Origin of the sequence: Pontibacillus yanchengensis Y32 (assembly GCF_000770635.1) — a bacterium.
Classification (GTDB): domain Bacteria; phylum Bacillota; class Bacilli; order Bacillales; family BH030062; genus Pontibacillus; species Pontibacillus yanchengensis.
In genome coordinates this window covers 24,960-37,397 of the sequence record NZ_AVBF01000025.1, presented here as the reverse complement: position 1 = coordinate 37,397, position 12,438 = coordinate 24,960, and the positions used below count along the sequence as shown (strand labels likewise).

The following is a 12,438-nucleotide window of genomic DNA, read 5'->3' as shown; positions in this document are numbered from 1 at the left end:
CTATATGGAGGGACATTTAAAATGAAATTACCAATAACAAAGGTAGTAGAAGGCATATTAGAATTAGAAAAAAAGGGCGAAAGTGGAACAATCCTGGGTATTGGACCAATGTCTAAAAATTGCCTACAAGCGGCACTTGAGCTATCTCACGATGATGATTATCCAATAATGTTCATCGCTAGTCGTAACCAAGTAGATGCAGATGAATTCGGGGGTGGCTATGTAAATGGATGGAACCAATTCACTTTTGCAGAAGCGGTAAGAGAAGTGGAAGAAAAAATCGGTTATGAAGGGCTAAGCTATATCTGTCGAGATCATGGTGGACCGTGGCAGCGTGATGAAGAAAGGAATAATCATCTTCCAGAGAAAGAAGCGATGGAGCGAGGTAAACAATCCTATATTGCAGATATGGAAGCAGGCTTTGACTTATTGATGATTGACCCAACGAAAGATCCATTTGAAGTAGGGAAAGTGATTCCGTTAGATGTGGTATTGGATAGAACAGTAGAATTAATTGATTTCTGCGAAATGGAAAGAAAAGCGCGTAACTTACCGGAAATTGGATATGAGGTTGGGACGGAAGAAACGAATGGTGGTTTAACTACCATGGAAACCTATGAAACGTTCATCCAACGATTGCATGCAGAGCTAGAGAAGCGCAACCTGCCAAAGCCAACACTTATCGTAGGGCAAACAGGTACATTAGTACGTAAGACAGATCAAATAGGAACGTTTAATTTTAAAAATGCTTATGATCTTTCTCAAATGGCGAAAAAGTATGGGGTTGGATTAAAAGAACATAACGGAGATTATTTGGATGATATTTCTCTGCTTGAGCATATTCCATCATCCATTACGGCTACAAATGTTGCGCCACAATATGGAACAGAAGAAACAAGAGCGTACTTAAAGCTAGCAGCTCTTGAAGAAAAATTGATGGAGAATGGTTTGGTTTCGGAAAAGTCTAATACAAAAGAAGTCTTATTGAAGCATGCGATAGCTAGTGGGCGTTGGAAAAAATGGATGGTTGATGAGGAACAAAAAAATCTATCTACACAAGAGATTATCGATAATCCTGAACTGTCGGAAGAAATATTAGATATTGCAGGTCACTATACGTTCAATAATACGGAAGTAAAAGAAGAAATAAATAAGTTATATGCTAATTTAAGCAAGAATAATGTAGATGGTCAGCGTTATGTAATAGATCACATTAAACGCCCAATTAGAGAATATGCAGAGTGCTACAATCTAAAAGGACTTACGACACGTATTCAAAATGTAGTAGCATCACATAGTGTGTAACCAAAATAAGAATAGTCAATCATTTGATTGGCTATTCTTAAATAGAATCTTTGAACCTATGATGTAAAAGCTATTTCATTATGTGGCTAGTTGTATTAGTAAGGTCGATTGATTCTATTATGATATAAAGAATATTGCTCCATTTGAGTCCTTACAGATATAGTTGAAAATAAGGCTTAGGGCAAATGCCTTAAGCTTTCTATTTGTTTACGTTCTCTGTGGTTAAAAGGAGGAGATATTCATGAACCTATTATTAGATGTAGATGATACATTATATGATCAATTAACCCCATTTGAAAATGCTTATCGAAGGGTTTTTAGTCATTACGATGTACCGATTGACCAGTTATTTATTAAAAGTAGATATTATAGTGATGAGGTTTTTGATTTAGTCAGAGATAGCAAAATGGATAAACACGAAATGCATATTTACCGAATTAGCAAAGCCTTTGCCCACTTGGGTTATACAATAACTAGAGAAGAAGCACAACTATTTCAATCATATTATGAGGAAATGCAACAGAAGATAGAGCTTGCTCCAGAGATGGAGGAACTTCTTAATGAAGCAAAATCGCAAGGATTAACATTAGGTATCATCACGAATGGTCCAGCAGATCATCAGGCAAATAAAATCAAGCAATTAAAAGTAAAGGAATGGGTGGAAGAAGATAATATTTTTATATCTGGTGAAGTAGGGATCTCAAAGCCTAACACAGAATTATTCCGACTTGTTGAGAAGGAAATGGGGATTGATCGCGAAAGAACCTATTACGTAGGAGACTCTTTTCGAAATGATGTCGTAGGTGCAAAAATGGCAGGCTGGAATGCGGTTTGGTTGAATAGGAGAGGTCATGATATACCTACAGACACTGAGTATCTACCAGATTATACGATAAACGGTCAATCGAGTCCGTTGTATCTGTTAAGGCGTATACAAGCAAAAGATTTTTAATGAGTATAAAAGTTATTATTTTATACATCGACCTAAAAGATTAGATGGAGTTAAAATTCACGTTAATTTAGATGGGCTTGGTCATAAAATTTTTGTTCTTTCAAACCTTGAGTTTAGTAGAAATTCAGTGTTTCCATGGCTTGGCTTGTGTAACAAATGAAAAAGTGGCTAACTATATTTGGAAACGAGGAGCGATGAAAATGGTACGTGTTCCTAAAGATGATAATCAAAGCGGAAGGTTCTGATGAGCAAGAAGTAATGGATGCAGTGTATGATAATAATTAAACAAGATGAACTAGGGGAATAGAGTAGGGCAAATCAAAAGATCGTGGTTGACTACCTACTTGTTTTTCTTTTTATGAAAAGTAAGTAGAAATCTAAGAAGCTTACTGTAAGACTAGCGAATAGTAAGCTTCTCTACTGATGATAGAAGTTTAAGTAATCCCCAGGGTTCAAATAACTAAATGCTAATCATAAAAAAGGCTTCTCATTAGTTTATTAAACTTTTGGGAAGTCTTTTTTAAAAGGAAGTGTGAAACATGTTAATAATCACTTCAACATAATGCAATTATTTGGGTGATTGCATATATCACTTCCTTTTTCTCCTGTCATAGACTAATCAAAATAGTGTTATTCAAGGAGGATGTGTGTGAAGAAAAATAAGCGAACGTCCCAAATTGATTGTAGACCTACTAATTTCCCGAATGGTTGTGCAGACATTTTCCCACATAAACTATGTAATAACCCAGTAATACAATTAGATAATCCAATTAATATTAGTTGTGAGGGACTTATTGCTGGTGTTCTCAAGTGTGATTTGCAACCTGTCTCCGGGGAAGTTGTGAAACTAAGCAGTTCTTTATCTGCTTTAACTTTTGATAATCCTAATCCAGTCACGGATAAACGAGGGCGTTTCTCTACTACGGTCTCGGTAGCAGATGGTACTCCAGTTCAGGGAGGGGTGACTATACAAGCTAGGGCCGTCGTTGATAGTAAGGAAGCTTCGGATACAATCATGTTAAGAGCGGGGTGTATTCAATGTACTGATCCAGTGTTAACGCTGAACCCTCAAGAAGGATTTCTTAGAAAGAGAGAGAACGCCTTGGAACAAATCATTACAGTAGGGTGTGGTGGAATTAACCTTGCGGGTAGGTTAGATTGTGAAGTGGAAGGACCATTAGCTGGTGTTCCAGTTCTTTTTTCTGTGGAAGGCAACACCCAAAACGTGTTGTTAATCCCAAATCCCGCTATAACAGACGCTAATGGTGATTACTCTACTTTGCTGGTTCCTTATTTTAGTGCTGATGAAACTGTTACGGTAAGAACCTCCGTTACGGTGGGAGGGAATACAGCTGTCTCTGACCCGATCACTTTACAGTTGGATTGCCGGGAATGCGATGCACCCATTATTGAGTTGGATAACCCTGGACCAATTAGCTGTGAAGCAACTATCACAGGACGGGTATTGTGTGATGAGGCACCTGTACCGAATATTGTAGTTTTTCTATCTAGTACATCCGACATATTAACTTTCCAGCCCTCTCTGGCAAAGACAGGGCCCGATGGGTCATTCTCTTCAGAGGTGATCGTAGAAGCGGGAACACCAGTTCAAGAGGGAGTGGATTATACGGCCAGTGCGACTATCCATGGTACATCGGTTTCCAATACAAATTTAGTTCGTGCAGGTTGTGTGACGTCTTGTACGAATCCGAGGTTGAGTTTGGATACACCGGAAGCTGTTGGATGTGAGGGAGGTGCCGTTACAGGGAGGCTTTTATGCGATGATGGTACTGTTCCAAACGAGCCTGTTTTCTTCGAAATAGACACGACAAGTGAAGATGTCTTCCTTGATCACAATCCCGCTATCACCAAAGAGGATGGTACTTTTTCGACTAACTTGGTCATTGGAGAAGTGGGCGTAGAGGAAACTATCACCATCACAGCGTCTACCACAGTAGGAGGAGAAACCGTCAGTGCTGGACCTAATACTGTTGAAGTTGATTGTCCTTCTCAGGATTGTCCGTGTAAATTTCGTTTAGACACGCAAGGAAATCCTCAACCTGGTGCTAACATAAGGATTACGCGCTTTGGACAACAACAGGATGTAACGGGGACATTGAATATTACGGTGGTGCAGTGTGGAGCTTCTCCGACTGGAGGGTGTAATCCGGCAGTTGACAACTTTAATTTTACATTTAACGCTCGAGGAGATACTTTTCAATTCACACGAGGAAGGAGAACAAGTATTTCTTGTAATGAGGAAGGAACGATTGCAAAGTTACAGGGGGAAGCACATGGTAGAATCAATAATGGGCCTCCGAGAACGTTTCAAGTAAGCATCACTGCTACGTTGGATGCAGTTACCGATGTCATTACATGGGAAATCTTTGCTGATGATTTAACTACTACTACCTTAGAAACAATTGTTCCATTTGTTGCACAAGGGTCTCCGCAAACATTTATTACGAGTTGTCCGTAGATGGCTTAATGGAGATATAAAAGATTCTTTTAGGTAAATATAAAAAATGGGGAGGATGCCTCCCCATTTTTTATATTGTCTACTAATTTCTAATCGAGTACGAATATATAGTTTTGTGTCATGCTAAGGGTATTTGCTTACGTTTAGAATAACTTTCTAAGTTTAACTGCTGACAGGCGCAGTTTATTGCTGTAATGTATTCACAGTTACAACCTCGTAGCCTTCTTCTGTTAAGTGGCGTAATATCCCCTTGAGTGTCTCCACGACTTTTTCGCTGTCGTCATACATGGGATGGAATAGGATGATGGAGCCAGGCTGCACATGTTCTATTACATATTGAATTTTATCGTTTGAAGTGGAAGCGTATGTATCTGGTTCTACGTCCCACATGATGGTTTCCATACCGATTTTGTTCAAATAGAAAGGTAAGCCGAATAGTTTTTTTCCAAATGGTGGACGGAAATCGATTTCTCCTTCGTATCCTGTATTCCGAATGAGTTTGGTCGTACTCTCCACCTCTTTTTTAATAAAGGAAGGGCTTTTCAGAACCATCTGCTCATGGGAATACGTATGGTTGCCTAGATCATGGCCGGCAGCAACAATCTCTTTACCAAGTTCAGGATTTTCCTCTAGAGCTTTTCCATTTACGAAGAAGGTCGTTTTGGCGTTGTATTTCTCTAGCAATGGGAGGACGTCTTGGATATTTTCGGTTGGGCCATCGTCAAACGTAAGTGCTACAAGCTTCTCATCTGTTTCTACTCTGTGTGTCAGGTCACCAAACAGCTGAAATGTTCTTGATTTGGATAACTTATATGTACCGAATAGTAATAGGATTAACACAAGAATAATGATTGCCGCTATAAGTAATTTCTTTATCATAGTATCCTCCTGTAACTCGATTTGCCTGAATGGAATCGGTATATTAGACTATAAATCTAAGTTCTTTTTAATCGTAGAAGAAACCTCACAAGCATACAATAGTAGAACTATGGTGATTGGATGATAGTTTAATTATAGTGACGTAGGAGAGAGTATGATGAGTTATTTGATTGTTCAGTTAGGCACACCGTTTGAGCAAGGTGCTATCATTCCTCTGACAAAATCTGAAACCATAATGGGGAGAAAGGTTCATCAGTGGCGACCAGATATTATATTCGAGAACATATTTGTATCGAGAAGACATGCCACCATTACAAAACAAGGCGAGCGCTATGTAATTAAGGATTTGGGCAGTAAACATGGTACTTATGTGAACAACAACCGCCTAATAGATGCGAAAGAATACCATTTACAAAATAAGGATCAAATCCATCTTTCTGACGGTGTGATTAAGCTTACCTTCACGACCGAGCTTATCGATCAAACTTCTGACTTTACAGCGCTGCAAGACATGCCGGATACAAACCGTGGATTAGAGCTCGTACCCAATTTCCACCAAGTGACTGTAAATGGTGCAACCGCCTCCTTCTCACCAAAAGAATATCGATGTATCGAACCACTTCTTGAGAATATAGATCAATTCATTTCCAAAGACGACATTAAGAAAGCCGCCTGGCCCGAACGCTCCTTTACGGAAGGCGATGTGCCAGACGTAACAACAGAAGAACTGAATGCAGTGATCTACCGTATTCGCAAAAAGATTGATAACCACATTAGTATTGAGAATATCCGGGGTCTTGGGTATGTGGCATCGTTAAAAGAGTGAATTAATAAGGCACCTGTTCCTGGGAGACTTGCTCACGTAGTTCATATTTACTTGAACTTTAAAAGGAACGATTTAATACATGTTGAGTAATATCAGAGGCTTCTCACTAGTTAAACAAACTTTTGAGAAGTCTTTTTTATCCTTAATGAACCGGGTATTTTTCCTCACTAGTTAATTCAGGGGTTAACATGCAGCTTTAGTTGAAGGCATGAAGTGTACCATCTCTATGCTTTAAGTCATAATACTAGATACCTGGACTGATCAATCAAGAACTAATAGTATTTGGATATTAAGCTTATTGCTCATATACCAAATTGCATTCACCTCAATTCTCTTTAATATAGATAGAACCTCCAAAATAGAATTTGTGTTGAATGTATAATAAAAAAATAAGAAAATGATAGAATGAAGAAAAAGAAATCAGGGAAAAGTCCATGATGGTTGGTTTTAAGAAAGGTGTTTTTTGGAATGCTTGAATATAAATTATTTGGAAATGACAAATCAAGGGATTACATCATACTTCTGCACGGGATAGGTGGAAGTTCAAGTATATTCTATAAACAAATTAAAGCGTTGAGAGATTCATATAATATCGTGGCTATCCATCTTCCTGGTCATAAAAAATCGCCAAGTACAGTTAGTTATAATAAACCTTTTTCGTTTGAAGTTGCTGCCAAGGAAGTCGTTCGTGTATTGGATGAACTTCACATCAAAAAAGCCCATTTTATAGGAATTTCCTTGGGTTCTGTTATTATACATAGTATTTTATCGAAATCGCCAGAAAGAGTGAAAACAGCCGTATTGGGAGGAGTGATTACGAAACTGACTCTTGGTTCCAAATTCCTCCTAACCCTTGGAAGAATGATGAAAAATGTAACGCCTCATATATGGTTATATTCCTTATTTGCACATATATTGATGCCGAAACAAAACCACAAAGAATCTAGGAACGCATTTATAAGAGAAGCAAAAAGCATGAAACGGGAAGAGTTTTTAGGTTGGTACAACTTAGTCCAGTTTATTCGTTCGACAATGAATGGGATAAAGGAGAATGCATCAAGCGTACCGAAGCTCTACATTACTGGAGAAGAGGACCATATGTTTAAAAAAGGATTAAAAAGCGATATAAAACATCTTGCAAATGCAGAATTAGTGATATTGGAACGTAGTGGACATGTGGTCAACATAGATAAGCCTGAAGAATTCAATGCCAACGTTATAGCATTCATTCAGAAGAATAGAGGGGGATTAAACAGTAACAAACTATTGACTACTTCTATGTAAACAAGAGTGCAGGAGTAGTAATAAAATCGTTAAGACTAAGAGTGTTAATAAATTTTCTGTTCTGACTAACTTTATAAAGCTTTCCTTTTCGATCACCTGAAAATAGAGATCTTCATAAGAAGTATTCGAATAGAGTGACTTGAACTTAAGAGACCCCCACGAACCAACGCTTGTTCGTGGGGGCGTTTTTATACACCTCTGCTTCGGGGAGGTTGCAAGTGCTTCTTCGAAGAAAGAAGCACTTAGCTAGAAAAGTCCTTTTTTTACCCTAATGAATGTGAACTTAGTCACGATAAAAGAATGTACAACGTAAAGGTTACTTTCTTTTTAATATTCTTGAACGCTTCTTTTCTTCCTTATGGTTGGTAGGTTCTTCACTATAGGTGTCCTCTTCATGGGTATGATGTTCATCAGTATAGTCAGACGTGCCTTCATGATTATGATGATCATCAGAGTAGTGAGATGTGTCTTCATGATTATGATTAGAAGTTTCCTCATAGGTATGTTGATTGTCTTCATGATGAGAAGTGTCGTCATGTGTTTGATAATAATCAGGATACATGGATTTGTTTTCTGTATGATTGGACAGGAATGTGCGGTAAACTTTGTCTTGTAATTTCTCTGTCGCTTCTACAATTACGATGATTTTCCCGTCTTTTAAATGGTTTTCGTACTGCTTTGCGTCCTGCTCAGACATGCCTGCTCCAACGAGGGCACCGACAATTCCGCCTCCACCTGCGCCAACTCCAGCACCAGTGAGTGCGGACGCAATAGGACCGGCTGCAGCAACTTGCCCAATACCAGGGATGGCAAGGAGTCCAAGACCTGCAATTAAACCACCAATTCCACCTAATGCACCTCCGGAGATTGCGCCTAATCCTGCTCCTTTTCCTGCATTCTTTCCACGACCGCCATGATCAGATGTAACAGATGTGTCCATTTCACTTTCTAGGACATTTACTTTGCTCTTGTCTTTAGCAAATACAGAAATATCATCAGAACCATATCCATGGTGCTATAAGTCTGATATGGCTTTCTCAGCATGTCCTACTTTAGAAAAAACGCCACCAATAATTCGTCTATCCATAATAAATTCGTCCTCCTTCATTCATTCAACAGTATTCCATACCCCCAAAAATGAAAGGGTAATCTACACATAATGGGAAAGAAAGGAAATGGGAGATATTTCTTATTTCTTTGTGTATAGAGGAGTAAGGATTCAATAGGCATCTAGCATTATTTGGATTAACATATTAATGGCTTCTCGTTAGTTAACCCATTTTTGTTACATAAATTCGAGCTTTCAACAAAGATTGGGCAACAGATCTCCTGTATCCCCCTTTGATGTACATGAAGGAAATAAAGGAAATGAAATATAACTATTGAATCTATTATGTAGTAGGGAGTCTGATTTATAATTGAATCATTTAACGGAATTTTTGGTGAATGATTGATAATCGAACAGGATTGAAGGGGGATGGAGTAATTTGGATTCGAAACTATTGGATTTAGTAGCTCAACGGTATGATAGTGAGGAAGAAATCGTTACGGAGATTGCGAACCGGGAAGCTATTTTACATCTGCCAAAAGGGACAGAGCATTTTGTTAGTGACTTGCATGGGGAATATCAAGCCTTTCAGCACGTGTTAAGGAATGGTGCGGGAAAAGTAAAAGAAAAAATATGGGATATTTTTAAGGATGAATTAACTGATCAAGAAATTAATGAATTTGCCACATTAGTGTATTACCCGGAAGAAAAAGTGAAGTTAATCAAGGTTAATATGAACAATGAACAAGAGTTAAATCAATGGTACACCGAAACAATTGACCATATGATTAAGCTCCTCCCCTATGTTTCATCAAAGTACACACGTACGAAATTACATAATGCATTGCCGAAACAGTTTGTTTTTATTATTGAAGAGCTATTGTATAAGACCGGCGACCATCTTAATAAGGAAGAATACTATACTAAAATTGTTCAACAAATCATTTCCCTAGGACAAGCCGAGAAGCTTATAATTGGCCTTTCCTATACGATCCAAAGGCTGGTGGTGGACCACCTTCATGTTGTGGGTGATATATATGATCGCGGTCCTGAGCCGGATAAAATTATGGATACACTGATCAATTATCATTCTGTTGATATTCAATGGGGAAACCACGATGTATTGTGGATTGGTGCTTTTGCTGGGTCAAAAGTGTGCCTTGCCAATATTATTCGTATTTGTGCGCGCTACGCCAACCTGGATATTATTGAGGATGCATACGGTATCAATCTTAGACCTCTTGTTAATCTTGCCGAGAAATATTACGAGGATAATCCAGCTTTTAGACCGAAAATACAAGCTGGTGAAGAAATGGCTGACTATGAACAAGTACAAATCGCAAAAATCCATCAAGCCATTGCGATCATTCAATTTAAATTGGAAAGTCCGATTATCAAGAGACGTTCTGATTTTCATATGGAAAGAAGGCTTTTACTAGAGAAGGTGGACTATGATAGCAACGAAATAACGATTCGAGGTAATACGTATTCCCTGGACAATACGTGTTTTGAAACGGTCAATCCAAAACAGCCCGCAGCATTGTTGGAGGAAGAGGCACAGGTACTAGATAAGCTGCTATTTTCTGTCCAGCATTCCGAGAAGTTGGCAAGGCATATGAATTTTTTGATGAAGAGAGGCAGTCTGTATTTGAAGTATAACGGCAATTTATTAATTCATGGCTGCATTCCGTTAGATGAAGAAGGTAACATGGTAGGAATGAAAATAGGAGATACCACCTATGCAGGTCGAGAGTTATTGGATGTTTTTGAGTGGTACGTAAGACACGCGTTCGCACATCCCGAAGAAACAGACGATCTAGCAACAGATATAATATGGTATTTGTGGGCAGGAGAATACTCATCTCTTTTTGGAAAAAAAGAAATGACCACATTTGAAAGATATTTTATTAAGGATAAAAAAACGCATAAAGAGATAAAAAATCCGTACTATTATTTACGGGAAAAGCAAGAGATTTGTCGTACCATTTTAACGGATTTCGGTTTAGACCCTGCTCAAGGACATATTATTAATGGACATACCCCTGTAAAGGAAATTGAAGGGGAAAATCCTGTAAAGGCAGATGGGAAAATGATTGTGATTGACGGTGGGTTTTCCAAGGCTTATCAGTCCACAACAGGTATCGCTGGGTACACCTTACTTTTTAATTCATACGGCATGCAGATTGTTGCTCATAAACAATTCACGTCAAAAGAAGAGGTCCTGGAAAATGGTACAGATGTTTTATCTGTAAGAAGATTGGTAGATGAAGAACTAGAGCGGAAAAAGGTACAAGAAACAAATGTTGGCGCAGAATTAATGCAGGAAATCTCGATTTTAAAAAGCCTGTTGGAGCATCGTTATATGAATTAATTTTTTCAATGGTTACTAGCAAAATTCTTGAGGGCCAAAGCAGTTAGACTGTTTCCCTGCAGTAGGTATCAATTCCCCCGAAGCGTACATTTAAATTAGCAAATAAAAGTTATCATCATGTGATAAGGGTCATCCATGTATAATGAAAACATAATGTAGGAAGAATGAACTTTTTTTAAATAGAACCAAGGGGGAAATAGAATGGGTAGAATCATCTTATCGACCGAAAGTGGTGCCGATTTACCAGTTGATTTAGCCGAAAAGTACGAGATTCAAGTAGTTCCCATGCACATCATTATGGATGGAGAAGACTATTTAGATGGTCATCTACCGGTCCAGGATATTTATGACTATTATGAACGCACGAAGAAAATACCCTCTACAACCTCCACGAATGCTTATGAGTATCAGGAGTTTTTTTCAAATATAAGAGAGAAATTCCCAGATTGCATCATAGTACATATTGGTTATACCTCAAAAGCGTCTTCTTCCTTTCAAAATGCTGTCATTGCTGCGGAAGAATTTGAAGATATCTTTCTCATTGATGCTCTGAACGTTACTGGTGGGTTAGCCGCAATTGTATTGTATGCCGCAGAATTATTACAAAAAGAACCTGGCATTGAACCAGCACATTTAGTTGAAAAAATTGAGGCAATTGTTCCTAAATCGAGGCTTGCTTTTATCCCAGGCAGTCTTGAGTTTCTTAAAGCGGGAGGACGAGTAAGCAATATGGCTTCTCTGATTGGCACAATGTTGAAAATAAAGCCATGTATAGAGTTGAAGGATGGAAAGCTTATGTCTACTAAAAAGTACCGCGGGAAAATGAGTGGCGCTACGGAAAAAATGTTCAGTGATTACTTAAAGGAATTCAACATCGATAGAAAGCAGCTTTATTTTATCTACTCAAAAGGGCTAGATGAAAGGGTCAAGCGACGGATGGATGAAGTTGCTGTAGAAAATGGGTTCCACGATATAAGGTGGATCCAAGCAGGCGGTATGATTTCGACTCATTCTGGAGCGGGTGGCTTTGGGGTAGCAGGATTAGAAGAATAATGCTGGCGGGAGACGACATGCCAGTAGCTATTGATGGAAATTATATGAAAACGTAGGGATGAATGAAATGAGGAGAGTATCCTCTTTTATTGCTAAGGGGGTCTAGTGAAAATATACCGTTAACTACTTCAATAAATTAAACCGCACTTTAGTGACACACCATTAAAGGTATTATACATTCTCATCACTTGGCAGAATGATTTAACCTCGCCCAATAAGGGTTTTCGGGAAATATGCTTAT

Annotated in this window: 9 protein-coding genes; 7 read left to right on the top strand and 2 right to left on the bottom strand. The window is 38.5% G+C overall.

What is annotated here, in order from left to right; translation table 11 throughout:
• The first annotated feature begins 21 nt into the window (after positions 1-21).
• From N782_RS10475 to N782_RS10465, 3 genes are all read left to right on the top strand, one after another.
• Positions 22-1,305 (top strand): class II D-tagatose-bisphosphate aldolase non-catalytic subunit, encoded by a 1,284-nt coding sequence (locus N782_RS10475; protein WP_036819328.1) that lies wholly within the window; start codon positions 22-24, stop codon positions 1,303-1,305.
• 241 nt (positions 1,306-1,546) lie between these two features.
• A complete protein-coding gene (locus N782_RS10470; protein ID WP_036819326.1) occupies positions 1,547-2,257 on the top strand; it encodes an HAD family hydrolase in 711 nt (236 codons plus the stop codon).
• A gap of 649 nt (positions 2,258-2,906) precedes the next feature.
• Positions 2,907-4,736 (top strand): hypothetical protein, encoded by a 1,830-nt coding sequence (locus N782_RS10465; protein ID WP_036819324.1) that lies wholly within the window; start codon positions 2,907-2,909, stop codon positions 4,734-4,736.
• Positions 4,737-4,919: 183 nt separating this feature from the next.
• Here the strand turns inward: N782_RS10465 and N782_RS10460 are convergent, their stop codons facing one another.
• Positions 4,920-5,615: a polysaccharide deacetylase family protein gene (locus N782_RS10460; RefSeq protein WP_036819322.1), complete on the bottom strand. Its 696-nt coding sequence runs from the start codon at positions 5,613-5,615 to the stop codon at positions 4,920-4,922.
• 157 nt (positions 5,616-5,772) lie between these two features.
• Here N782_RS10460 and N782_RS10455 point away from each other — a divergent pair, with 157 nt between their 5' ends.
• Both N782_RS10455 and N782_RS10450 read left to right on the top strand, forming a co-directional pair.
• A complete protein-coding gene (locus tag N782_RS10455) occupies positions 5,773-6,441 on the top strand; it encodes an FHA domain-containing protein (protein WP_052111293.1) in 669 nt (222 codons plus the stop codon).
• A 468-nt stretch (positions 6,442-6,909) separates the two neighbouring features.
• Entirely contained in the window at positions 6,910-7,725 is an 816-nt protein-coding gene (locus N782_RS10450; RefSeq protein ID WP_036819318.1) for an alpha/beta fold hydrolase, read from the top strand.
• A gap of 316 nt (positions 7,726-8,041) precedes the next feature.
• Here N782_RS10450 and N782_RS21825 read toward each other — a convergent pair whose 3' ends face one another.
• Complete coding sequence (locus N782_RS21825) at positions 8,042-8,665, bottom strand: hypothetical protein (RefSeq protein WP_202595688.1); 624 nt, start codon at positions 8,663-8,665, stop codon at positions 8,042-8,044.
• Positions 8,666-9,212: 547 nt separating this feature from the next.
• On the opposite strand from N782_RS21825, the gene N782_RS10440 reads away from it, so the two are divergent.
• Together N782_RS10440 and N782_RS10435 are read left to right on the top strand one after the other, a co-directional pair.
• On the top strand, positions 9,213-11,144 hold the full coding sequence (locus N782_RS10440) for a fructose-1,6-bisphosphatase (RefSeq protein ID WP_036819316.1): 1,932 nt from the start codon (positions 9,213-9,215) through the stop codon (positions 11,142-11,144).
• A 201-nt stretch (positions 11,145-11,345) separates the two neighbouring features.
• The gene (locus N782_RS10435; protein ID WP_036819314.1) at positions 11,346-12,197 is read left to right on the top strand and encodes a DegV family protein; all 852 of its coding nucleotides are present in this window, start codon (positions 11,346-11,348) and stop codon (positions 12,195-12,197) included.
• Positions 12,198-12,438 lie beyond the last annotated feature (241 nt).

Bases quoted from the DNA above. Each gene is read 5' to 3' on its own strand.
- N782_RS10470 (WP_036819326.1), top strand. From the start codon at position 1,547: ATGAACCTATTATTAGATGTAGATGATACATTATATGATCAATTAACC.
- N782_RS21825 (WP_202595688.1), bottom strand. From the start codon at position 8,665: ATGGACACATCTGTTACATCTGATCATGGCGGTCGTGGAAAGAATGCA.
- N782_RS10450 (WP_036819318.1), top strand. From the start codon at position 6,910: ATGCTTGAATATAAATTATTTGGAAATGACAAATCAAGGGATTACATC.
- N782_RS10455 (WP_052111293.1), top strand. From the start codon at position 5,773: ATGAGTTATTTGATTGTTCAGTTAGGCACACCGTTTGAGCAAGGTGCT.
- N782_RS10475 (WP_036819328.1), top strand. From the start codon at position 22: ATGAAATTACCAATAACAAAGGTAGTAGAAGGCATATTAGAATTAGAA.
- N782_RS10435 (WP_036819314.1), top strand. From the start codon at position 11,346: ATGGGTAGAATCATCTTATCGACCGAAAGTGGTGCCGATTTACCAGTT.
- N782_RS10460 (WP_036819322.1), bottom strand. From the start codon at position 5,615: ATGATAAAGAAATTACTTATAGCGGCAATCATTATTCTTGTGTTAATC.